This is a genomic window from Kribbella caucasensis, assembly GCF_004361855.1.
Classification (GTDB): domain Bacteria; phylum Actinomycetota; class Actinomycetes; order Propionibacteriales; family Kribbellaceae; genus Kribbella; species Kribbella caucasensis.
The window spans coordinates 1-23688 of record NZ_SNWQ01000004.1; the positions used below are offsets into that span (position 1 = coordinate 1).

Annotated in this window: 23 protein-coding genes; 6 read left to right on the forward strand and 17 right to left on the reverse strand. The window is 65.0% G+C overall.

Annotated elements, in window-relative coordinates:
* The first annotated feature begins 124 nt into the window (after positions 1-124).
* The 6 genes from EV643_RS09960 to EV643_RS09980 all read left to right on the forward strand — a co-directional run bounded on the left by EV643_RS09960 (position 125) and on the right by EV643_RS09980 (position 5876).
* On the forward strand, positions 125-1270 hold the full coding sequence (locus EV643_RS09960; RefSeq protein WP_133799720.1) for a site-specific integrase: 1146 nt from the start codon (positions 125-127) through the stop codon (positions 1268-1270).
* Between the two features lie 90 nt (positions 1271-1360).
* Entirely contained in the window at positions 1361-2278 is a 918-nt protein-coding gene (locus EV643_RS44800) for a site-specific integrase (RefSeq protein ID WP_202869495.1), read from the forward strand.
* Entirely contained in the window at positions 2275-2823 is a 549-nt protein-coding gene (locus tag EV643_RS44805; protein WP_202869496.1) for a site-specific integrase, read from the forward strand. The genes EV643_RS44800 and EV643_RS44805 overlap by 4 nt, the downstream gene beginning before the upstream one ends.
* Positions 2823-4544 (forward strand): hypothetical protein, encoded by a 1722-nt coding sequence (locus EV643_RS09970; RefSeq protein WP_133799721.1) that lies wholly within the window; start codon positions 2823-2825, stop codon positions 4542-4544. The genes EV643_RS44805 and EV643_RS09970 overlap by 1 nt, the downstream gene beginning before the upstream one ends.
* The gene (locus EV643_RS09975) at positions 4541-5128 is read left to right on the forward strand and encodes a hypothetical protein (RefSeq protein WP_133799722.1); all 588 of its coding nucleotides are present in this window, start codon (positions 4541-4543) and stop codon (positions 5126-5128) included. The genes EV643_RS09970 and EV643_RS09975 overlap by 4 nt, the downstream gene beginning before the upstream one ends.
* A complete protein-coding gene (locus tag EV643_RS09980; protein WP_133799723.1) occupies positions 5019-5876 on the forward strand; it encodes an NAD(P)/FAD-dependent oxidoreductase in 858 nt (285 codons plus the stop codon). The genes EV643_RS09975 and EV643_RS09980 overlap by 110 nt, the downstream gene beginning before the upstream one ends.
* 234 nt (positions 5877-6110) lie before the next feature.
* Here EV643_RS09980 and EV643_RS09985 read toward each other — a convergent pair whose 3' ends face one another.
* From EV643_RS09985 to EV643_RS10065, 17 genes are all read right to left on the reverse strand, one after another.
* Positions 6111-6884, reverse strand: a complete 774-nt coding sequence (locus tag EV643_RS09985; protein ID WP_133799724.1) for an SDR family NAD(P)-dependent oxidoreductase — start codon at positions 6882-6884, stop codon at positions 6111-6113.
* Positions 6881-7672, reverse strand: a complete 792-nt coding sequence (locus EV643_RS09990; RefSeq protein ID WP_133799725.1) for an HpcH/HpaI aldolase family protein — start codon at positions 7670-7672, stop codon at positions 6881-6883. Before EV643_RS09990 ends, EV643_RS09985 begins: the two co-directional genes overlap by 4 nt.
* Positions 7673-7686: 14 nt before the next feature.
* On the reverse strand, positions 7687-9051 hold the full coding sequence (locus EV643_RS09995; RefSeq protein ID WP_133799726.1) for a four-carbon acid sugar kinase family protein: 1365 nt from the start codon (positions 9049-9051) through the stop codon (positions 7687-7689).
* A gap of 4 nt (positions 9052-9055) precedes the next feature.
* Positions 9056-10210 (reverse strand): M24 family metallopeptidase, encoded by a 1155-nt coding sequence (locus EV643_RS10000; RefSeq protein ID WP_133799727.1) that lies wholly within the window; start codon positions 10208-10210, stop codon positions 9056-9058.
* Positions 10210-11076: a class II fructose-bisphosphate aldolase gene (locus EV643_RS10005; RefSeq protein WP_166665390.1), complete on the reverse strand. Its 867-nt coding sequence runs from the start codon at positions 11074-11076 to the stop codon at positions 10210-10212. Before EV643_RS10005 ends, EV643_RS10000 begins: the two co-directional genes overlap by 1 nt.
* Positions 11077-11161: 85 nt before the next feature.
* The gene (locus EV643_RS10010) at positions 11162-11812 is read right to left on the reverse strand and encodes a phosphotriesterase family protein (RefSeq protein WP_133799729.1); all 651 of its coding nucleotides are present in this window, start codon (positions 11810-11812) and stop codon (positions 11162-11164) included.
* A complete protein-coding gene (locus tag EV643_RS46405; protein WP_133799730.1) occupies positions 11707-12198 on the reverse strand; it encodes a phosphotriesterase family protein in 492 nt (163 codons plus the stop codon). The genes EV643_RS10010 and EV643_RS46405 overlap by 106 nt, the downstream gene beginning before the upstream one ends.
* The gene (locus EV643_RS10020) at positions 12195-14111 is read right to left on the reverse strand and encodes a CocE/NonD family hydrolase (RefSeq protein ID WP_133799731.1); all 1917 of its coding nucleotides are present in this window, start codon (positions 14109-14111) and stop codon (positions 12195-12197) included. The genes EV643_RS46405 and EV643_RS10020 overlap by 4 nt, the downstream gene beginning before the upstream one ends.
* A 101-nt stretch (positions 14112-14212) precedes the next feature.
* Positions 14213-15217 carry a sugar ABC transporter substrate-binding protein gene (locus EV643_RS10025; RefSeq protein ID WP_133799732.1) on the reverse strand — a complete coding sequence of 335 codons (1005 nt, stop codon included), beginning with the start codon at positions 15215-15217 and terminating at the stop codon, positions 14213-14215.
* A 25-nt stretch (positions 15218-15242) separates the two neighbouring features.
* The gene (locus tag EV643_RS10030; RefSeq protein WP_133799733.1) at positions 15243-16247 is read right to left on the reverse strand and encodes an ABC transporter permease; all 1005 of its coding nucleotides are present in this window, start codon (positions 16245-16247) and stop codon (positions 15243-15245) included.
* The gene (locus EV643_RS10035) at positions 16244-17005 is read right to left on the reverse strand and encodes an ATP-binding cassette domain-containing protein (protein ID WP_238165481.1); all 762 of its coding nucleotides are present in this window, start codon (positions 17003-17005) and stop codon (positions 16244-16246) included. The genes EV643_RS10030 and EV643_RS10035 overlap by 4 nt, the downstream gene beginning before the upstream one ends.
* Before the next feature lie 147 nt (positions 17006-17152).
* Entirely contained in the window at positions 17153-17878 is a 726-nt protein-coding gene (locus EV643_RS10040; RefSeq protein ID WP_133799735.1) for a FadR/GntR family transcriptional regulator, read from the reverse strand.
* Between the two features lie 159 nt (positions 17879-18037).
* Positions 18038-18433 carry a Rid family hydrolase gene (locus tag EV643_RS10045; RefSeq protein WP_133799736.1) on the reverse strand — a complete coding sequence of 132 codons (396 nt, stop codon included), beginning with the start codon at positions 18431-18433 and terminating at the stop codon, positions 18038-18040.
* Positions 18434-18443: 10 nt separating this feature from the next.
* Positions 18444-19862 carry a flavin monoamine oxidase family protein gene (locus tag EV643_RS10050; protein ID WP_238165518.1) on the reverse strand — a complete coding sequence of 473 codons (1419 nt, stop codon included), beginning with the start codon at positions 19860-19862 and terminating at the stop codon, positions 18444-18446.
* A 32-nt stretch (positions 19863-19894) separates the two neighbouring features.
* Entirely contained in the window at positions 19895-21511 is a 1617-nt protein-coding gene (locus EV643_RS10055) for an AMP-binding protein (RefSeq protein ID WP_133799738.1), read from the reverse strand.
* Between the two features lie 551 nt (positions 21512-22062).
* Positions 22063-23046, reverse strand: coding sequence for a thioredoxin-disulfide reductase (trxB, locus tag EV643_RS10060; RefSeq protein ID WP_133799739.1), 984 nt, complete (start codon positions 23044-23046; stop codon positions 22063-22065).
* Entirely contained in the window at positions 23043-23636 is a 594-nt protein-coding gene (locus EV643_RS10065) for an NADPH-dependent FMN reductase (protein WP_133799740.1), read from the reverse strand. Before EV643_RS10065 ends, trxB begins: the two co-directional genes overlap by 4 nt.
* Positions 23637-23688 lie beyond the last annotated feature (52 nt).

The window sequence follows — 23688 nt, forward strand, 5'->3', positions numbered from 1 at the left end:
GAGACCACCACAGACACCGACATCCCGGCGCTCAGCGCCTAACCAACCAGAGGATCACGCGACACAACCGCTACACCACACGGATGGACTTGACCTGTCGTGGCCGCGTGAGCTGCCGGTGTTGATGACCGAATTCGCTGGCCTGTTCGCAGGGCTGGATGAGCGGCTGGACGGGTTGGGGGTTCCGGAGGGTCAGCCGTTCTTGGTCGGCCCGCGCGGCGAGTACGACCTGAGGCTGAATCGCTACTTCGCGGTGTGGTTGGCGCATTCGCCGGCGAACACGCAGGCCGCGCACGCGCGGGATCTCCGGACTTTTCTGGACTTCTTGTGGTCGGCGCGAGGCGGCAAGGGCTGGCGGGACGCGTCGACGGAGGATCGGGTGGCCTACGAGTGGTGGCGGCGACGCGACGAAACCGGGCCGAGGATCCAGGACTCGACGTGGGATCGAGAGGTTGCCACGGTCAACCAGTTCTACGTCTGGGCGGTCTCGCAAGGTCTGGTGGCGGGCAATCCGATCCGGCAGCGGATCGAGACACGGCAGGGAATTTCGGGCCGGGGCGAGCCGCGGCAGGTGCCGGCTGAGTCGTCGCATGTGGGACCGCGTCGGGATGTGATGTGGCTGCCGCCGCGGTCGTATCGTTTGTGGCGCAACGTCGGGGTGTGTGGCTTCGCATCCGATGACCGGCCGCGGGAGGAGTTCCGGGGTCGGTGGGCGGCCCGCAACGCGGCGTTCGCCGACTTGATGGTGCGCACGGGCCTGCGGCTGTGCGAGCAGGCGTCGTTGACGATGTTCGAGCTTCCGGATGTCCCGTTAGCTGGCTCTGCGGTGGTGAATGCCCGCACGGTGTTGCCGAACTCGATCGCGAAGGGCAGCTCGGGCCGCGCGGTCTACATCCCGGTGACGGTGCTGAAGGACGTGTGGGAGTACGTGCGGTGGGATCGGTCAGAGGCGTTGGCTTATGGCAGGTCGCGGGGTTTCTACGAGCCGACTCGACGCTCGCTGTTGATCGAGGACACCGCTCGGGCGGCGGTGCGGTCGGGCGGGCGGTGGATTCCGGTTGATCGCCTGGACGCTGATGAGCGTCGCCGGTTGCTGGTGTTGGGGCCCGATGGTTGGGAGCCGGCCTGGTTGTGGTTGAACCAGTGGGGGCTGCCGATGTCGATGGCAGGCTGGCGTGAGGTGTTCAACAGCGCGAATGCTCGTTGCCGCAAGCAAGGGCTGAGCCTGCGGGCACGTCCGCATATGCTGCGGCACATTGTCCCCGCTTAGTTCCCGTGTTGCGATTGGCCCGGAAGGGGCGGCTGGCCTGGGGGTTTGGGCGTTGCGTAGCGCGGTGTGGTGTTTCTACTGTGGCCGCTCGTGATCTTGAGCTTCTTCTCGTCGCAGAGCTGGCAGTCCTGGGATGTCGAGCACCGGCCGGTTATCCCCGAGGGGATGCCGTTCCTCGTCGATGACGATCTGCTGTTCGAAGACGGTCCGGCCGCACCGCGGCCAGCGTCGGTGGTGAACCGGTGGTTGCGGGAGCTTCCGGCCAGCGGGGCGCCGGCGCCGAGTTCGTGGGAGAACTACGCGCGGGCGGTCAGGGAGTGGGTGGAGTTCCTCGCCGAGCACGGGGTGGGGTTGTTCGACTCGCGGGAGCGGTTGAAGGCCGGGCTGAGCCGGTACGCCGAGCACCGGGCGGCCGGGCCGGTGCGGGCGCGGTTCGCGGCGACCACGTGGGGCCAGCACATGAGCATCCTGTCGCTATTCTACCGATGGTCGATCGAGGAAGGGTTCGCCGCCGCCGAGCCGTTCACCTACCGGTCGGCGCGGGCGATCTTCGCCGGGACCGGGCGGGACGTGCGGGTGAACCTGGCGGTGCGCCGGACTCCAAAGCCGCACGTGACCATCAAGTATTTGGAGCCGGACTTCGTCGACCTGTTCCGCAACGGGTTGCGGGGCCTGGCACCCGACGGCAGCCCCGACACCGGGTTCTCCGGACGGGAGATGACCCGCAACGCCGCGATCGGCGACCTGGCGCTGGCGACCGGCCTGCGGCTGGGCGAGTTCACCCACCTGCTGCGGTGGGAAATCCCTGCATTGCCGCCCTCGCCGACGGCGATCCCGATCCCTTCCCGGTGCCGGGCGGGATCACCAAGGGCCGCAAGTTCCGCACCACCTGGATCTCCTACGACGCGCTGGCCGGGTTGCACGGCTACCTGCAGTTGGACCGCGCGGCCGTCACCGATGGATCGAGCTGGCGGCCACCACGACGCTGGGGCGAGCCGCTGCAGGTGAGCGAACCGGATGCGCGCGGCGGCCGGATCAATGGCATCCGGCGGTCCTGGGGCTCGCTGACTCCGGCGGAGCGACGGCGGCTGGTGGCGCCCGAGGGCGGGTCGTGCTTGCTGGCAGTCAAGGGTGATGGTGGTCCGTTCACGGCGTGGGCGACGGTGTTCGAGCGCACTGCCGATCGGATCCGCACGCGGTTCGAACCGCGATTCCCGCATGTCCATCCCCACCGGCTTCGCCACTGCTTCTCGATGCGAACCCTGGAATACCTGGTGACCGGCTACTACCGGCAGGCGGCGAAGCTGGTACGCGACACCGACGCCGACGCGGCGCTGGTGTTCTATCTGACCAAGGCCGATCCGCTGCTGGTGCTGCGAGACCTGTTAGGACACTCGACCGTCTTGACCACGGAAAAGTATTTGAAACGTCTGGATATGACCCGGATCTACCGGCATGCCTACGAAACCGCAGGCGTGGCGGCCGGACTCATCGAGGAGGACGCCGCGCAACTCGAAGCCGATGGCGAGTTCGACGACGAGGCAGAGCTCTGATGGCGACGATGGTGGTCGACGATCCGCTGAGCCTCAGGTGTGTGTTCAGCGACGGCAGCCGCGCGGAGTTCGGTCTGGCGGGGTTGCCGAACCCTCGGTTGGCGCGTGATCTGGCCGTCGGGCTGGTGGAGCTGATTCATCCGCATGGCAGTGCCGACTCGGCAGGAACGGTCGATGCCTACGCGGGTGCTCTCCGGGCGATGGTGCGTGCGCTGGCTGAGCAGGGTTTCGCCGGCGGCGCCAGCGAGCTGCGCCGCGGACAGCTGGCGCAGTTCTGGATGGCAGGACCCATACGGTTGGAGGCGTTGACCCGCGCGTTGGTGGAGGGATTCGCCCGATCCGGCGGGAACCTCGGCGATGGGGTGCTGGAGCTGGCGGCGGGCCGGCACTTCAATCTCCAGCCGAACCGTCGGGCGCTGCCGCCTTATCCCGAGGTCGAATGGGAGCGTCTCATCACCGCCTGCCGGGAGGTGGTCAACGAGTCGTATGCGGCGCACCGCCGCGCAATGGCCGCGCTCCCACAGGGCCGCCATCCGGCGGAGTTCGGCTGGACGTGGGAGAACTTCTGCTGGCTGCTGGCACGGCTCGGCCCGGTCGCCACTCCGGTGTTTGCCCGCGCGATCGGCGTGACGCACGGCGTGTTTCACAATCGTCGACCACCGGCGTTCTATGACGCCTTGCGGGCGGTCTTCCCGCACCTGGACGTCGTCATCGCCTACCGGCTGCTGTTCGGCATCTACTCCGGCATCGTCCCGGACGGCATCGCCGATCTGGGGGTCGACGACATCGACTGGGCCGGTGACTCGACGGTCCTGCTGTCCTACGTCAAGCGCCGCACCGCGGCCGAAAGCCTCAACCTGCCGCGTCCGGCGGTCCGGTTGCTCGAGCAGTGGCTCACGCACTCGTCGCTGTTGCGCGGGCTGGTCGCACCTGTCGACCGCGACCGGCTGTGGTTGGGGTTGAGTTACGTCGGCAAACCCTTTCTGATTCGCGAGATCGACCGCGTCGGCATTCAACGATGGGTCCACCGCCACGGCCTGCTCGGCACCGACGGTCAGCCGTTGAAGATCCATCGAGCCCGGATCCGCACCACTCACCATGCGATGCGCGACAAGAAGACGTGGACCGGCAACGCGCGCGCCACGATCGACCCGAACCACACGCCCGCGGTCGAGGGTGACCACTACCTGTCGGCGACGACTGCGACCCAGCGGCACGCCGTTGAGACGGTGATTGAGGATGCCCAGCACGATCTGTTGCGCCGCGCGCACCCGCCCACCGTGATCGCCGAGGAGGACGCTGCCGCGCTGGTCGACGGCTACCCGCAGCTGATCGCGGCGATGAACATCGACGACGACACCATCCGGGACCTGGTCGGCGGCGCGCGGGACGTGTTCACCGCAGCCTGCGCCGATCAACTGTCCGGGATGCACGGCCCGGTGGGCAAGCCGTGTCCGGCCCGGCCTTGGGTCTGCCTGCTCTGCCCGCTGGCGGTGTTCGCGCCACGGCACGCGGTGAATCTGTTGCGGCTCAAGGCGTTCTTCTCACGCCAATGGCAGCAGATGCCTGCGGCGCATTTCATGGCGGTCTTCGGACCCTACGCCGCACGAATCGATCAGATCCTCGGCCGGTTCGCCCCGGCCGAACTTGCCGCCGCCGCTTCCAAGGTCGGCGACACCGACGCCGAAATCCCGCTTCGCCCAGAGGAACTCACCGCATGACTATCTTCGCCGCCGTCAGCGTCCACGAAGACCGGCCGTCACCGTTCACAGGCGACGATGTCTGCCTGCGGGCGGGGCTCTCACTGCCCGAGGGGACTCGCCGCCCCTTGTTCGACGACGACTTGTGGGACTTCACCGAGGTCATCGGGCTGGCGGTCCACATCCCCTTGGCGAACCGCCGCTTCAACTTCGCCGCGATCGGCGACCCGCGATGGCGTCTGGTCGCCAAGGAGCTGATCATGGCCGTGCTCGCCCCGCGGCACCTCGCCGTCGCCGAATTGCCGAGGGCATACCGCACACCGCTTCATCTGCGCAGCTGCATCGGACGGCTCAACGAGCTGACCCGATTCTTCCGCTGGCTCGAACAGCGACACGTCGCGGCGCTGGCCGACGTCGACACCCACACCTGCGAGGCATACCTGGCATTCCGACGCTACATCCTCGACGAGGACGGCAGCGTTGTCGGCTCCCGTCATGAAAGGAATCTTTCCTCTCCGCACCCTAGGAGAATGTATACGCCTTCGAAGCGAACTTATACCAGGACGCTCACTCGTGGTCATTGGAGGAGGGTTTGTCGGTCTTGAAGTTGCTTCAACCGCGGCGCAGTTGGGTCTCTCTGTTACTGTCGTCGAGCCTCAGGCAGTACCGCTTGAGCGACTTTTGGGCCGCGATATCGGAGGTCGGGTTGCGGCGCTGCACGAAAGGAACGGCGTAAGAATCCTCGCGCCCGTATCCGCTCGGCGAGTTCTGGGACGAGGCAAGGTCGAAGCGGTTGAGTTGGCGGACGGTGAGGTCGTCACGGCACACATCGTTGTTGTAGCGATTGGCTCTGTGCCCAACTCGGATTGGCTGGCGATGTCCGCAATTGACGTAACAGACGGAGTTCTCTGCGACGAATACTGTCGAGTGGTTGGCGTCCGGGACGTGTTCGCTGTTGGTGATGTGGCTCGACGCCGCAGGCCTCAGTCTGACGATTTGCAGAGAATTGAGCATTGGACCAATGCGGTGGCACACGCGGACGTTGCTGCAAAGGCAATATTGGGTCTGGGACAGGGCCCGAATTACGCCGCTCTGCCTTATTTCTGGTCAGATCAGTTCGATGTCAAGCTTCAATTTGTCGGCACATTCAACCCGCGCCAGGTCATGACCATCGATGGTTCATCTGCTCAGGGCAGGAATCGTTCCATCACCGTGTTTGGGGATGGGCGGCGTGTGGTCGGCGCCCTTGCCTGGAACTGGCCCGCCGCTATAGGCCGAACGAGGCGGCTCCTTGAGCGCTCAACAGTAACAATGGAGGTGGTTGAAGAAGCCTTTGCGTCTCCCTGGAAATAGTGCCAGCAGCAACGGCGCCTATTCTGATGCCTTGATTTGGCATTCCCGTCGACGAACCGCGACGGTCACCTCTGCTTCCATTCCGACGCCTGCGGACGTCTCTGACAATCAACGGTCGCCGTGATCCGGCAGCGCCACATCGGTGCGGTGCCGAGGAACCAATGCTGCCGCGTCCGCAGCCCGCCAGTGGTCTATGCCCGGGCTACCCCAACAGCCCGTGGCGCAGAGCGACGCTCACCACAGTGTCTGGCCACCGTCGATGATGAGGTTGTGTCCGGTCATGTAGTCGGAGGCCGGGCTCGCCAGGTAGATCACGCCTCCGCGAAGGTCCTCGACATCGCCGAGGCGACCGGCGGGGATCATCGAAAGCCATTCGTCGACGAGCGGCGCGAGATCGGGCGACTGCTCGATCAGCGGCGTGCGGATGATTCCTGGTGACATGCAGTTGACGCGGATGCCGCGGTCAGCCCACTCAGCTGCCAGCGTGCGCGTCAGCGTGACGACGGCGCCTTTCGACGCGTTGTAGGCGACCTGCTTCTGGGGATGCGGAACGATGAGCGATGCCATTGAGGCCGTGTTGATGATCTTGCCGTACCCCTGAGGAAACATGTGTTTGGCCTCGGCCTGGCAGGCAAGGAACACCGCCCGGACGTTCAATCCGAAGACGGTGTCCCAGTCCGCGAGCGTTGTCTCCTCGGCCGACGAGTTGAGGTTGATGCCGGCGTTGTTGATCGCGATGTCCAGACGCCCGAAGCGGCTGACTGTCTCGTCCACGAACTCAGTGATCGCATCCGGATCGGCGACGTCCGCGGCAATGGCAATGGCCTCCTTGCCAGTGCCGACCAGTTCGTCCCTCACTGCCTCGGCCCGCTCCTGCGCGATGTCGATGATCGCGACCCTGGCCCCAGCGTCGGTGAGAGCTTGGGCGAAGGTGCGGCCGATGCCCGATCCGGCGCCCGTGATGAGCGCAGCCTTCCCCGTGAGGTCAAACAGTTTCACGACGTTCATTGTCCCTTCTCAACCAGTCGAACTGCTTGGAGTACAGACCGCGCGCCACTTGTGTAGCTTCTCAACGAGGCCGACACCAGGTCCGGCGACGGTACGAGGAACATGCTTGCTCCGCGCTCTTGCCATCCGCGCACGGCTTCGGTGTGCGCGGCGACTACCGCGAGAGCACAGCCAGGGTGGGTGCCTGCGGCGTCACTCACGATGCTCTCGGCTGCAACGAAGTTTGGGTGATTTGTCGCACCGGGATGTCCGAGGGACATGGACAGGTCACTCGGGCCAAGCCAGACTCCGGTGAGGTTTGGTGTCCTCATGATCGCGTCGATGTTGGCGATCGCGTCGGCATGCTCGATCTGGGCAATGACGACCGTTTCCTCGCTCGATCGGCGCAGGTGCTCTGCCAGCGGGACGGATCCGTAGTGCCCTGCTCGAGTACTGAGTGCCAGACCCCGGGTTCCGCGTGGCGGATAATGCGCTAGCCGCACGGCAGCCTCGGCATCGACCGCGGTGTTCACGTGGGGCACGATAATGCCGTCTGCCCCTGCGTCGAGAGCACGGAGCACCTCGATTGAGGAGGCTGTGCCAACACGTACCAATACCCAGAGACCGACCCCCTGGGCCGCGCGCAGGTGATGTTCGAGTTGGTCGCCGTCACCAAGTCCGTGCTCTGTGTCGATCACGACCAGGTCGAAGTCGCTGTATCCCGCGAGTTCGACCAGGGCCTGGTTCGGCATCTTGACCACAAGCCCGATGAGCGGAGTACCGCGCCGCATGGCCTCGGCCAGCGGCACCCGAGAGATTGTTGTCACGAGGCTTCCTTGCCTTCCAGGATCGACACAACGCTCGCAAGGGCGGTGGGCGACCCGACATTTCCTGGGAACACGACGTACGGGGTTCCCGCGGCAGGGCCGTCCTCAAGCCGCCACACCGGAACTTGCCCGGGGAAGGCTTGCCCGAGGACGGTCGCGCGGCGGCAGCGCAGCGACTTCGCCGCGAGGTCGCTTGAGGTGATGCCCCCCTTGGCGATCACATAGCCCGGAGCTTCCTGCTCGCAGACGTTCCGAACCGCGACGGCAAGCGCGTCGGCGATCCATCGGGTGGTCTCGAGAGCGTTGGCGCTGTGCGGGACATCGTCGCGGCTCGTCTGCAACAGTGTGAGTCCCTGCCGAAGGGCAGTCACGGCCGCGTCGACACTGCGGCGACTTTCGGCCGTCGAGGAGACGGGATCGTCGTCAAGCACCAGGCTGAGGTTCAGTTCGACGACCTGCGGAGCGTGTTGCAGAACGAGTTCCTCGAGTTGTCGATTTGTCAGTGCGGTGTGGCTGCCGGCAACGACAAGCCCATGGCCGGCGATGCCCCTGGACAGGCAAGCATCGCCTGTCGCCGGCTGAGCCTGTCCACTCATTGCCCGTACGGCTGACGGGCCTGTCCGGAAGAGATAGCGAGCCCCCGATTTCTCCCTTTCGTATGCCTCTATCACCTGCTCGATAAGCTCGTGGTAGGTCGTAGCCTCGACAATCGCGACGTCTCGCGACTCTCTCAGCGAGCGCAGGGCGTGAGGCGGCACCGTGAGAACCTGCCCCTGCCGGGTCGCCCAGCGGTGCCGGACCCAGTCACGCAGACTCCGCTCCGAGAAGCCGAACGTGGCGTCGTTGGCGAACTCTGTCTCGGCAGCTGGGCGGGTCCCGCTCTCGTCGGCAACCCACTGCACGTCTCCCTGGGTATACCGCCCCGCCTCGAAGAAGGCCGGCGCGAAGATGATGCCGTCCAGGCTGATGCCAGCCTGAACGAATGCATCCAGCGCGGCGTTGAGCTCGGGTTCGAAGTGTCCGCGCAGGGTGGAGTCGCTTCGGCTGACAACCGTCAGGTGGAGTCCGCTCTGGTCGGCGACCCGCAGCGCGGCCAGCGTCGCCGACTTGACGGCACGCGCCGCGTCTTGGGCGTCCAGGCTGCGGCTGTTCGTCTCGATGAAGCAGAGACCCGACGGATGGCGACCCGCTTCGAGCAGATCGGTGTCCGTCCATTCGCCCAGCAGCACCGGGGCCCCGGCTGTTGTCTGCGTGCCTGTCGGGTCATCGTCGAGTACGACGATCCAGCGCCGCTGGTCCGAGTTGAGGTTTCGGACCACATCGAGCCTCGCCAACTCAGATGCCGCCATCGCGTAGTCCATGCGATCACCCGCGAATCACGTTGTAGCCGCGTCCGCTGTCTCCCGGAGCCTCGTACCCGTCGTGGGTGACGATGAGAGTGTCCTCGAGCTTCACGAAGCCGACGGTCGGGTCTTCGATCCAGGTCTCGATGGAGAGGACGTTCCCGGCCTCGAGGGGAAGGGTCGCGTGGTCCGCAGGGTATGGCACCGGGCCAGTCGCCGTAAGCCGCGGAACCTCGTGGGTGATGAGACCCATGCCGTGGGCGAGGAAGCGCATGTTGGACCGGTGAGCGCACTCTGCGACCGCCGCGCCGGCGACCTCGTAGATGGCGTCGCCCTGTGCACCGGCCTTGACAACAGTTCGTGCTGACTGCTGGACCGACTCGATCTCATCCATCAGTTCTTGCATGTAGTCAGTGGGGTCGCCGTGCACGCCCATGCGCGCGAGATCGCCGATGTAGCCGTGGTACATCCCACCACTGTCGAGGGACAAGACCGCGCCTTCCGCCCAGATCTCGTCCGATGGTGCTCGGTTGAGGCTCGGTCCTGTGGCGATTAGGCAGTAATCGAATACGAGGCCCCGGTTGGTCTGCTCGCGCCGGAACATCTCGACGATCTGCGACCGCGTCATGCCTGGCGAGACCTGTTCGAAGGTGCTCAGCATCGACTCGATGATTCCGGTGGACGCGTCGCGTACCAGCTTCAACTCTTCTTCGCACTTGGCGCCCCGGAGCGACTCAAGGATCGGGTGCGCGTCGACGAAGGTTGCCTCCGGAAGCGCGGCGCGCAGGGCGTCCAGCGCGTCGGCGGGGATGAACGCATACTCGACGGCGATTGTGGAGCGGTCGAGTCCCCGTCTGCGGATGCATTCGGCCGCGACCTCTGCGGCCTGGACACTCGACCAGGAAACGTTGTGCACATCGTCGACCCAGATCGGATGTGCGTCGATACCCCAGTCTTCGTTGCCGGCTCCGACATAGAAGGTGGAGGCGCCGCGATCGCCGGCGTACCCAAGCATGGGCAGGTACCGGCTGACGCCGATGGCGTCCATGTTGGCGAAGAAGAAGTAGCGGTAACCGCCGAGCAGGTATTGGACGTTGTGACGCGTCGTCGCAAGTACGAGCGAGACCCCGCTGTCGTCCATGAGCTGGTCGAGCTTCTGGGTGTTGAACGGTGGCATCACGCACTTCCTTCGTCGGTTGACTGAGCTGTGGTCCCGCCATGCGAATCGTGGAGCAGGGCGAGGTAGGGCTGGACCGCCCTTCGGGTGGCCGCAATGAGTTGGTCGCCGGCGCGCAGCAGGTTCCACCTCGTCGACGCCGAGAAGATGTCGCTCGCCGCGATGAAGTAGGCCCGGCGGAGCTCGGTGTTGACGTTGAACTTCACGGCGCCCAAGCACAACGCGTCCGCTACCTGGTCATCCGGCAACCCGGAGGTCCCGTGGAGCGACAGGGCGACATCCAACGCGCTCAATTCGCGAAGGCGGCCGAAATCAAGTTTGGGAGGGTGTTCATAGACACCATGTACGTTGCCTACCGCAACCGCGAGAACATCCGGTCTGACCTCTTGGAGGAACCGCCTTGTGGTTGCGACGCTCGTCTTCTGCGCAGCCGCCGTGACTGCTGCCGCATCCTCGTCCCCCGGAATCTGCCCGAGCTCGGCTTCAACGGAGGCTTCGTACGACGCGGCTCGAGCCAGCGCCGCCGCAGTCAGGGCAACGTTGTCCTCAAAGCTCATCCGCGACCCGTCCGCCATCACCGCGGTCGCACCGAGGTCCAGCGCCGCCCTGATGGACTCCAGGTTCGTTGAGTGGTCGAGCTGAACGGCAACCGGCACCGCGGCTGTGACCGCCGAATCAACGAGGTAGCGGAGCAACAGCGGCCCGCGCCGGGCGGCGAGGGCGGCTTCTGCCAGGAGCAGGCACACGGGCGAGCCCTGGGCCTCGGCCTCCTCGATGACCGCGTTCGCCTGCTCCTGTGTGTAGCAGGTGAACGCCACGAATCGATGCGGTGCCGGCTCAAGGAGCTCGGTGAAGTTGGCTCTCATGGCGTCGCCTCCGCGCGCATCGATCGTGGATGTGTTGGTCGGTCTGAAGAATCGGGTGCGTGGCGGCCCGGGTAGTCGACGGGTGTCACGCCCAGTCCAGTAGGCGTCGCGGCGTGTTCCTGACGATCTCTTCGATTGCGGACGCATCGACGTCGAACCACTCCAGAAGGGTCGGGGCGATCCGCTTGTGCAGATGGTCGTAGCCAAGGCCACCGAACGAGGTCAGTTGCGTCTTGGTGTACACATCGCAGCCGATCGTCAACTGACGGCCGTAGCCCTCGGCAACCAGCTCGGCGATATGCTGCATACGCTCGTAGTCACTGTTGTTGCGGAGGAATCGTCCAGACTGGACCGAGTAGTTCTCACACCCGAAGTTGTCGAACTCGATCACGATGCCAAGCTCCAACAGCTCACGGTGGTACTCGCGGTCCAGCGCGGTGTTGGAGTCCATGTGGCTGAGGACGACGCGCTCCGGGGGAACCCCTAGCGACGTCAGCCGCCGCGCGATGCCGACTCCCTCACGACCGTACGGCGACACGTGGACATTGACCGGCGCGCCTGTACGGACAGCGGCCTGGCCTGCCGCCTCGAGCACGACCAGCTCGCGCGGTAAGAGCGGGTATCCCGTTCCTATCTCGCCGATGACAGCTGGCCGGATGCCGGTCTCCCGATGCCGGAGTCGAGCTCGTCCACGATGTAGTCGGCGATTTGCTCGGCGGTCATCGCCTGCAGCCACTCAGGGTGGGTTGCGGCGACGTAGAAGCCACACCCGGTCGCGATCATCACCCCAGTGGCGCTGGAGACTGCGGCGAGTCGCCGAGCGGTGTCCGGTCCGCGACCTATGCCGGTTGGGGTGACGTCAACGATCGCGGCGCCCGGCACAGCGCCAAGGGGCACGAGTTCCTTCGTGGTCAGCTGATCATCATCCAGCACGAAGTTGTCCGGGCATGCCTCGTAGTTCCAGCGGATGAAGCCGAGGGTCTCGATGGAGACCCTGTTCGGCGTTGGGGTCTCCTCCCGGGCGGGGAGCACATAGACATCCGAATCCAGGAAGCAGTGCTCGTGCATGCTGACGAACTGGAAGAGGTCGGCGTCCACCTGCCCGAGAACCGTGTTGATCACTGCGTGGCAACCTCTCTTGAGGAGCCCGGCGTGCTGCCGCGCCACCGCTCGGCGAAGGCGATCTCGTCGTCGATGCGCACCTCACCGCTGAGCCACAGAGAGTCGCTGGTCATGAGCGCAGTTACCTTGACGTCGATGGTCTCCCCTGACTGCAGCCGGACGCGTTGGGTGTCGATCGAGGACATGCGAGTTCCTTCGGGGTGTCCGTTCCGCACGGTCGCGGTCTGCTGCCGGGACCGGAATACTTCGTGTCCGCCGTCTGCGGTCAGGTACGTCGACTCTGATCCGACGACAACCTCGATGCCGTCCTGGATGGCATCGCGCGTTATGCGCCACGTCGGTGTAGTGCCGATTGCCAGCGCCAGGGCGATCTCGTCGATTTCATCAAGCATCGGCAAGGCGGCTGGCTCAGACAGCGCGGGACTCGCGGTCGGTATCTCGATCGAGATGCCTTGGATCTCGAGTGGGTCGGTCTCCAGTGCTGGCCACAGCCGCGGAAAGTCGGAGTCGCTCACTGCGACGCGCAGGCGCCGTCCGGACGGGACGCGATGCAGGATCGGGTAGAGGGTGACGTTGTTGGAACCGACGGACGTGCCCATCGCAATCAAGGTCGAGCGGTTGAGTTCGTCGATCTCGGTAAGGCGGACGACGAGGCGCGGAGGCGGGGTGTTGTTTCCCAAAGCGACTTCGACCCGACCGCTGATGGTCAGAGCTTCCTCGAGCGGATCGGTCTCCAGGGTGATCGACCGCACATCGTCGGCCGACTGCTCGATCGGTAGCCCGAACGTTGCGCTCCCGATGCCCCACAGCCCAGAGTGGCTGCCCACGGTGCAATCGCGTCGCGTCGCCCCACGGTAGGGCTGGTCGACGACCCCGGGTACGAGGGTGCCGGCCCTGGTTCCGCTGAGGTGGACCTTCGCGTCAGCTGCCGGCCAGTTGTGGAACCGCTGCCAGCCTTGCTCGTCGCCGGTCTGGTAGAGCACGCAGTCGCCTTGCTCTACGGCCTGTCCGTCCTCGAGGATCGGCCGCAGCCAGTGCTCGGCGATCAGGAGGAAGTCGGTGCGCTCGAACGGGGACCCGTTGGGGACCACGTGCATCCATGGCCCAACGATGAGGGTCTTCGGTCCACTGAGCTGCTCGAAGGCTACCACCTGGGGGTTCCATTGGATGTCTCGCCATCCAGCGATGCTGAGTGTCGGAACACTCACTTTCGAGAGGTCGATCTTCAGCGTTTCGAGCGCGGAGTCGTCTGCTGCCGCCCGGAAGAGCTCGAGCGGTACGAGCGCGGCGGTGTCCAGCCTGCTGCGCCAGCGTTCCTGCTGTCGGGCCGACTGGAAGTCCTGGAGCGGGGGCATCAGCTGGTCAGCGAGTCGTCCGGTCCCCCACCAGACGACTGGCGCGAGGCCGGCGGCGGCGCCGTCTGGCCGGATGAAGTCGCGCCCAGGGTCGGCCATCGCCATCAGCGGCACGATCGCCTTCAAAGCCGGTGGTCGGAGTGCGGCGGTTCGCAGCGCGAGGATCCCTCCGTAGGAGATGCCCCAGAGCGCGACGTTGCCGTTCGACCAGGGCTGCCGGGCCGCCCACTCGACTGCCGAGACACCGTCGTACGCCTCGTCCGGGACGAACGCCGGTCGCGTCGGCCCGTCCGAGACACCCGTGCCGGCGAACTCGACGATCAAGCTGGCGTACCCCTGGGCCGCGAACCACGAGCAGTAAGGCTCGCTCTCGGTCCCCATGCTGAGTTCCTTCCGGTACGGCGTCAGAAGGATCACGGTGGGCAGTGGCCTAGGCGTCTCGCTCGGCAGGTAGAGATCAGCCGAGAGGGTCCAGTCTCCTTCGACCGACGGGATCCGCAGGTCGCGCAGGACGCGCACACCGCGTCGTTGGAGCAAGGCAGTGCTCGGTGAGACCATTGTTGTTCCTCGAGTTCAGGAGGTCGGTGCCGACGGGGTCCTGACAGCCGGTAGGCGGACGTCACGGGACGCCGGTTGCCACCGCTCTGGCTGCTATTGGCTCAGGAATCGCACTTCGTGGTGTAGAAGTACTGAGCGGTCTTCGGATCGTCGACGTTGCTCTTGGTGATGAGGAGCGTGTCCAGGGGCTGGCTTTGCGGAACCGTGGTGCCGTCGAAGAGCTTGTAGGCACTCTGAACGCCGTTGTAGCCCATCAGTTCGGGTGATTGGCCGACGAGCGCGTGGATCTCGCCGTCGCGGACCATCTTGACCTGGTCCTCAGTCGTGTCCCAGGCGATGACGGTGACTTGGCTCAGCTTGTTCGCCCGCTTGAGTGCGTTCACCGCGCCGATCATGTCGTTGTAGCTCGTGGCCCAGATTCCTTTCAGGTCAGGGGTCTTCGCCAGGGCTGCGGCGGTTACGGACGCCGCTGTGGTCGCGTCCTGCTTGGAGTACTGCACTCCGAGGTAGTCGATACCAGGAGAACCCGAAACCGCCTTCTTGAAGCCCTCTTCGCGAGCGGTCAGGGTCTCCTGGCCGGGGAACCCGTTGAGGGTAAGCACCTTGCCCTGACCGCCGAGCGCCTTGACCATCTCCTGGCCTGCTTGCTCGCCCCCGACCTCGTTGTTGGCGCCGATCGCAGTGTCATAGGACTTGGCGTCGGTGAGCGTGTTGTCGACGAGCACCACCTTGATGCCCTTGTCCTTGGCGGCTCGCAGAGCCGGCGAGAACGCCGCTGTGTCGATGGGATCGATCACGATGGCGTCGGGTTTCTTCGCCATGGCCGCGTTGATGATCTGCACCATCCCTGGCACGTCGCCGGGCGTGCTGGGGGCGCTGACCTCGAGCTTGCCGCCCCCGAGTTCACCGAGTGCCTTCTTCGCCCCACACTCCATCGGGCTGAAGAACGGGTTGTTCCGGGCCGCGGTGATCAGCGCGATCTTGTGTTCCGCGGAGCCGGCGGAGGATCCTTCGGCGTTCGAACCACACGCCGATACGTACCCCAACGTGAGTGCACCCAAGGCCATGATGATCGTCACACTTGGGCGCAGACGCCTGCTTGCCATGTTTGTACCTTTCTGAGGATCGCAGCTAGCTCAGCTCTGCATCTCGGCGCGCACGGTCGAGATAGACTGCGAAAATGAGTACGGCGCCCACCGCGACCTGTTGCCAGTACGGCGGCAAACCGGCGATGACGAATCCGTTCTGAAGAACTGCGGGGATCAGAGTCCCGATAACGGTTCCAAAGACTTTGCCAACGCCTCCGTACAGGCTGGTTCCGCCGATGATCACGCCGGTGAGGGCGTTCATGTTGTCCAGGTTGTGGCCGGCGATGCTGGTGGTGCCGAAGCGAGCCAAGGACAAGAAGCCGGCCAGGCCGGCCAGGAGTCCGCCCAGCATGTACACCTTGATCAGGTGACGGTCGACCGCGATGCCGGCCCGCTTCGAGGACTCACTGTTGGAGCCGATCGCGTAGGTGTAACGGCCGAACTTCGTCCACGCCAGTACGACGCCGGCGACAAGGGCGACGAAGGCGGCGACAGTGGCGACCGCCGGGATTCCCGGCAGAATGTTCCCAAGGCCAAACCTGTAGACGAGATTGGGCGGAACACCCTGCAAGTCGTTGCCGCCGGCCCACATCAGCGCGAACCCGAGCGCCATGCCGAGAGTCCCCAACGTCACCACGAGCGGAGCTACGCGCATCCTGGTGATGACGAAACCGTTGATGAACCCCCATCCGGCGCCGGCAACCAATGCGGCGGCCAGGCCCCCGATCACGGCGTCGCCGCCCGCTCCACCGAAGTGCTGCATGACCTTGGCCCCGGCGACAGAAGAGAACACGAGAACCGATCCGATGGACAGGTCGACGCCGCCGGTGATGAGGACGTAAGTCCCCCCAACGGCCAGAACCAGCAGGATAGAGGCGTCGAGGGCAATGTTGGACAAATTGGACGCCGTGCCGAACTCGGCGGGGTTCATGATGATGAAGAGGGCGAGAATCAGGAATAGCGCTGCTGTCACCCAGGTGGCGGAGGAAAGCTCGCCGGCATGGATCTTCGAGACCCGTTTACGTGTGACCTCGGCAAGGTTCGTCATTTCACTCCTTCAGTCACGGGCGCGCCGGTCATGGCGGCTACCAGTCCGTTAAGGGTCGCTTCGGCTGACGTGAAGACCCGGACCCGTTGACCAAGGCGGAGGACCTCGATGCGGTCCGCCACCGCCAGGATGTCGTCCATGTTGTGGCTGACCAGGACCACCGACTTGCCCGAGTCCCGGACCCGCCGGATCGTGTCCAGCACCTGTCTGGTCTGGACGACGCCGAGAGCCGCTGTCGGCTCGTCCATGAACACGACTTTGCTCGACCAGTTGACCGCTCGAGCCACCGCCACACCCTGGCGCTGGCCACCGGAGAGCGCGGAGATGGGCTTACGGATGTCCTTGATCTTCACACCGAGATCGGTGAGAACTGCTTCCGCGTTGGTGCGCATCGCCTTGTGGTCCAGCCATCCGAAGGCGCGGAAGATCCGGTTCCGGGTCTGGAGTTCACGTCCTAGATACAGATTTGCGACCGCGTCGAGTTGCGGAGCCAGGGCGAGGTCCTGGAACACGGTCTCGATTCCGGCCGCGCGGGCATCTGTTGCGCTGCGCAGCTTCGTCTCCACGCCTTCGACAAGAATCTGACCCGACGTCGGCGGCTGCGCTCCCGACAGGATCTTGACCAGCGTGCTCTTGCCGGCGCCGTTGTCCCCGATGAGGGCGACGACCTCGTTCTCGAAGACGGTGAAGTCTGCGCCGCGCAGTGCTTCGACTCCCCCAAAGTGCTTGGTGATGCCACGGGCCTCGAGCAACGGCACGCGGGGCGATGATGCAGTCATTGGTCTGGCTTGCCCTTCTCTGGATGCTTCGCGCTGCCTCCGGTGGGCTAACACTAAGAGAACAAAGGCCAACCGGTCAACCAATTTGGCGAAGAGTGATGCTGCCGACATACCAGGCTGCCGACGTCAGTCGGTGCTCTGGTCCGCGATCGACGCCAGGAGCCGGCGTACCGCACGCTCCATGTGGGCGCGCATCGCATCTTCGGCCTTCGTGACGTCTCCCTCGACGATGGCGTTGACGATCGGGGTGTGCATCGCGAGCGAGGTTTCCGTCTCACCTGCCGTCAGGATCACGCGCGTTGCCCAAACCCGGAGTAACGACTGGACGTTCGACAAGATGTTGGCCATCGCGCTGTTGCCCGATGCACGCGCGATCGCCAGGTGCAGGAGGACGTCGGTCTCGATATAGACCGCGGGGTCCTTCGTGAGCTCCATCTGCGTGACCAGGGTTCGAAGTTCAATGGCCTGCTGCTCGGTCCGGCGCGCCGCCGCGAGGCCTGCGAGTGAGACCTCGAGGGTCGTGCGCAGCTCCAGCAGATCGGTGATCTTGCGTTCTCCCAGCAGGAGGCCCCACTCGATGACGCGAGGGAGAAAGTCGGACTCGCGGCTGGCAAGGTAGGTGCCATCTCCTTGCCGCTGCTCGATCAGTCCCAGCAGGGCGAGGGATTTGATCGAGTTCCGGACCGCCGCCCGACCGACACCGAGAGTCTCAGCCATCGCCCGCTCAGGTGGGATCTTCTGGCCGGGTGCCAGGTCACCCGACAACAGGTACCCCAGCAGCTTCCGTGTGAGTTCGACCTCGGGCGACTCGCGCTCGTCGAGCCTGAAGTCGGGAAGCGGTGCGCTACTCACCGGAACTCCTTTGGTTCACCGGAATACCAATTGTCGCATCAGCAGCATAGTCCCCCGATTGCCCTGCGGCCCCGAGCGGCCAGTCGGACAGTGGTGACGACATGCGACTGAGGGCTGGCGTCGATCGCAAGCAGCACATGTTGTCCGCCCCGCGAGTGATCAGAGCTTCGCAACCGCGGCGATCTCCACTACAGCTCCCGATACAGCGAGGCTGGCAACACCGATCGCCGCGCAGGCCGGAAACGGCGGCTCAGGAAGGAACGAGTCCTTGATCGGGTTGAACCAGTCTTCGTTCTCTGCAACGTCGTCGGTGTGGTACGAGATCAGCGAGACGACGTTCGAGAAGGCGGCGCCGGCCAATGCGAGCACCTCCCCAATGGCCCGGAAAGCATTCTCCGCCTGCTCTGCGCGACTGCTCGGAACACTTCCGTCCGGGGCGAATCCGATGTGTCCCGAGATGTGCAGCCACCCGTCGACCACGAGGCCCGGGGAGTAGCAGAACTCCGCCGCATTGGCGGCCGCGGTGGCTGGAATCAGAGGGGTGAAGGTCGGCATAGGTGTCCTCTCAGGATGATTCGATCGGGAATTGCCGCGAGATCTGCTCGGCTGCGGCGTAGCCGGAGCGCACCGCGCCCTCCATGAACCCGTTGTACACAGTCGAGGTCTCTGTGCCGGCGAAGTACACGCGTCCGGCAGGCGCACGAAGCGCGTCTCCCGTAGTGCTGAGCACGCCCGGCGGCATGTAGGTCACTGGTCCGCCGAGCTGCCACTGCTGCTCGGGCCATGCGGTCTCGTGGTAGAAGACCGGTGTCTTCGCTCGGTCCCCGTAGGCGAGCGTGAGTACGTCGACGAATCGGGCGCGCCGATCCTCGGGCGGCATCGACATGTAGCTGTCGTAGTCGCTTCCTCCGGTGAAGCCGACCACCGTCGCGAGGTCGTCCCCTGGCCGCGTGACGTCGATGACCACACCGACTCCGGTGGTGTCGCAGATTTCGCCGCTGAGGCCGTCCTCGCGCCAGAACGGCTCGTCGAATCGAGCCTGTATCTTCACCATCCGGCCGAGCGGCGAGCGTGCCTGGATCTGGCGCCGGTTGACGGGCAGCAACGGATGGAACCGGATCATCTGGGCAGCACTGGGCGGCATCGCCAGGATCACAGCCCGCGCGGTCAAGACCTGGTCCCCGGAGTAGACCGCCACCCTGTCGCCACTGTCATCGATGCGCGTGACTGGCCAATCCAGCACCACTGGCGCATCGAGGCGCGCGGCGACCCCCTCGCTGATCTGCTGGGAACCGCCGATCCACAGTGAGTCGTTGACATCGAACCGGATCGAGTTCACGCCCTCGCACGTCTTGATGTACCACGCCCAATAGAGCATTGAGACTTCGGCTGCAGAGGCACCCATGAGGCCGTTGACCTCAGTCTCGAAGATCCGGCGGACGTCCGGATCTGTCACGTTACGGTCGAGCCAGGTTGAGATCGTGATGCTGTCCAGCTGCGACGCCTCTGGTGTATCCCACGGTGCTTCTGTGCCGACGCGGTCACAGATGGCATCGACAAGGGAGAACGACGTGTAGAGGTCGGTTGCCTTTGGCCAGACAGAGCTCAGATCACCCTCGGGGGCGCGAATAGTTCGGCCGGGAAACACATAGACCATGTCCCCGTGCCGGCGAGCCGACGAGATCTCAAGCCCAAGTTCCCGGCCGAGCTTCGTCGACTCGTCATGTCGAAGACCGATGAACATGCCGCCATAGTCGAGCGCTCCGCCGGGCTCCACCCCGGTCCACGTCCGGCCGCCGACACGGCCATTGGCCTCGACAACTGCGACACGATGACCGGCAGCCGCGAGCCGCTTCGCTGCTGACAGTCCTGCGAGGCCGGCGCCAACGACTATCGCGTCGAAGTGGCCACCACTCGACACCTCGGAAATCATCAAACCTCCTGCAGAGTTCCTGAAGCGGCCGACACTGTGGCAGTTCGCCACCGTCGCCAACCGATTGATCGGCGGATCTTGGCTCAGCCGAGGCGAAGCAACCGGGCTGACTGTTCGCGCATCTCAACCTTCCTGACCTTGCCAGTAACCGTCATCGGGAAATCGTCAACGACGAGGACGTAGCGAGGAATCTTGTAATGGGCGAGCTTTCCTGACGCGAACTGACGGACAGCGGTCGCGTCCAGCGCCGGTGCGCCGGCCCGTAGTTTGAGCCAAGCGCACAACTCCTCGCCGAACTTCTCATCGGGCACTCCCACGACCTGCACATCCTCGACGTCGGGATGAGCGTGAAGGAACTCCTCGATCTCACGCGGGTAGATGTTCTCGCCGCCGCGGATGACCATGTCCTTGATCCGACCAACGATGGCGCAGTAGCCGTCCTCCCCCATCACAGCCAGGTCGCCGGTATGCATCCAGCCGTCGGCATCGATCGCCTCCGCGGTCTTCTCGGGGTCGTTCCAGTAGCCAAGCATCACTGAGTACCCTCGGGTGCAAAACTCACCTGGCACACACCGCTCAACGGTGACGCCGGTCGCCGGGTCACAGACTCTGATCTCCACCTGCGGATGCGCCCGGCCGATGGTCGCCGTACGTCGGGCAAGGTCATCGTCGACCCGGGTCTGGGTCGACACGGGGGATGTCTCGGTCATGCCATAGCAGATCGCCACCTCTACCATCCCCATCTCGTCGATACAGCGCCTCATCACCTCGACCGGACATGGTGATCCGGCCATGATCCCGGTGCGCAGCGAGGAGACGTCGAACGACTCGAAGTCAGGCGCGTTCAGCATCGCGATGAACATCGTCGGCACGCCATAGACAGCGGTGCACCGCTCGTCGGCGATGGAGCGCAACGTCAGGCTTGGGTCGAACCCAGGCGCGGGGATGACCATGGCGGCTCCGTGGGAGGTGCACCCGAGATTGCCCAGCACCATGCCGAAGCAGTGGTAAAACGGCACCGGAATCGCGAGTCGATCCTCGGCTGTGAGCTTGATCAGCTCAGTGGTGAAGTAGCCGTTGTTGAGGATGTTCCGATGTGACAGCGTCGCGCCCTTCGGGAACCCTGTCGTACCGGAGGTGTACTGGATGTTGATCGGGTCGTTCGGGCCCAGCGCCTGGCTGTGCTCAGCCAGGGCCTGCGCGTCGATCCCCGTACCGCCCTCGATGAGGAGATCCCAGTCCGCCGTGCCCACGTAGACAACCCGTTCGAGCGCCACCAATTGGGGTCGCACTTCGTTCACCATCGCTCTGTAGTCGCTGGTTTTGAACGATGTCGCCGCAACGAGCAGCTTCACCCCAGCCTGCTTGAGCACATACGCCAGCTCGTGGGTCTGGTAAGCGGGGTTGATGTTGACCAGGATCGCGCCAATCCTCGCGGTTGCGTACTGCGTGATCGTCCACTCAGCACAGTTGGGGGCCCACATGCCGACCCGCTCGCCCTTTTCGATGCCGGCAGCGATCAACCCACGCGCCAACGCATCGACGTCCCGGCCGAGCTCGCCGTAGGTCCAGCGCCGGCCGGTGGCCATCTCGACAAGTGCCTCCCTGCTGCCATACCGCCGCACCGCCATCTCGAGGTTCGCCCCGATCGTCTGCTCCAACAGCGGTGTACTGACCTCACCCCTGGCATATGACTCCACGCCGCCTCCACAGATCTGGGTTGAGAGTCACGTTAGCCACAATCGGTCGACCGGTCAACCAATTCACTGGTGGACGATCCGCGGGAGATGTTCGCCGATGTCCTCGGCCCGGACGAGAGCTCCATGAGTCGATGGCCTCCGCACTCGGCATCGGACCCGGAATTCGTGGTTGGCCCGCCGCCCTGCCGGATGTGGTCTACCTCGTCGATGACGAGTGCTTGATCCTCACCGCCCACGGCAGCCAGCACACGGGCAGGCCATGACACGGTGTAGCAGGCAAGGTCAGGGGCACACGTCGTTGTCGACGTCGACCAAGCAACTTCAGTCGCGACCGGAGATCGTACCCGTCGCTGTCGTTACGCGTCCTTACGCACATCATTCAACGAGCGCCATTGCGCGACCGTGAGAAGCAGTGCGCGTCTTGGTGTGGCAGACCTGCAGGTCACGAGCTATTTCGCGCGTCATCGGCAACCGATCCGAGCTGGAAATCAGCGGGTTCGGAGTTCGAGATAGCCCCTCCCCCGCGCTCAGACGTGCAGCAGAGGTTCAGGTCAGACTGAGACAGGCTCGGTGGCGGCTGCGGCGTGCTCGGCGTCCTCCACGGCGGCCAGGTAGCGCTCGGCGTCCAGGGCGGCGGCACAGCCGGTGCCGGCCGCGGTGATCGCCTGCCGGTAGGTGTGGTCCACCAGGTCGCCGGCCGCGAACACGCCGCGCAGGTTGGTCTCGGTGCTGTCCTGCTTGACCAGCACGTAGCCCTCGTCGTCCAGGTCGACCTGGCCCTTGACCAGCTCCGATCGCGGGTCGTGGCCGATCGCGATGAACAGGCCGGTGGCCGGCAGCTCGCGGGTCTCGCCGGTGACGGTGTCCTTCAGGGTCAGGTGGGTGAGTTTGTCCTCACCGTGGATCTTGTCGACCGCGGAGTTCCACTGGAACTCGATCTTGTCGTTGGCGTACGCCCGGTCGGCCATGATCTTCGAGGCCCGCAGCTCGTCGCGGCGGTGCACCAGGTGCACCTTCTTCGCGAACTTGGTCAGGAAGGTGGCCTCCTCGACGGCGGAGTCGCCACCGCCGACGACCGCGATCTCGTGGTCGCGGAAGAAGAAGCCATCGCAGGTCGCACACCAGGACACACCGTGCCCGGACATCCGGTCCTCGTCGGACAGGCCCAGCTTGCTGTAGCCCGAACCCATCGCCAGGATGACGGCCTTGGCGCGGTGCTCGGTGCCGGCCGAGTCGGTGACCACCTTGATATCGCCGGTCAGGTCGAACTTGGTGACGTCGTCCGCCACCAGCTCAGCGCCGAAGCGCTCGGCCTGGGTGCGCATCTCGTCCATCAGCGCCGGGCCCATGATGCCCTGCGAGAAGCCGGGGAAGTTCTCCACCTCGGTGGTGTTCATCAGCGCGCCACCGGCGGTGACGGAGCCCTCGAACACCAACGGCTGCAGCGCCGCGCGTGCGGCGTACACCGCGGCGGTGTAACCGGCCGGGCCGGAGCCGACGATGATGAGGTTGCGGACTGCGGTGGAGTCGCTCACCGAGGAAACCCGTTCGCCGAACGTGCAGAACGCAACGCCCGCGCCCACCAGCCGAGCTCGGTCAGGAGTGTCGCGGCCGCGGTCTCGAGAGGCTCTCGCTCGAGTGGGACACCATTCGCGTCGAAGGCGAGGCGTGCCATCGGTATGCACACCGTGTTCCTGACAGTCACGGTGTGCAGTTCGGCGAAGACCAGTCGCAGCTGCTCGATCGCCCGCATGCCACCGCCTACACCGCCGTACGACACGAACGAGACGGGTTTTCCCTTCCACTCGTGGTAGACCGAGTCGATCGCATGCTTCAGCGACGCGGGATAGCCGTGGTTGTACTCGGGCGTGATGACGACGTAGGCGTCCGCCGCCTCGATGCGCTCCGCGAACGCTTCCACCAGGGGCGAGTCGTATGCGCCGAGGAAGGCCGGCTTCTGCGCCTGTGTCTCCGGCAGCTTCACCTCTGCGAGATCCAGCAGGTCCAAGACGTAGCTCGGGTGCGCCTCGACCAGGCCGAGGAACCAGTTGGCAACCACGGGTGCCAAGCGGCCTTCGCGGTTGCTCCCGATGATCACCGCCAGACGCAGTGGATTGTCGCTCACGAGCCATCTCCGTACGGTTGACAGAATGCTATTCTGTAGAACAGATTACCCC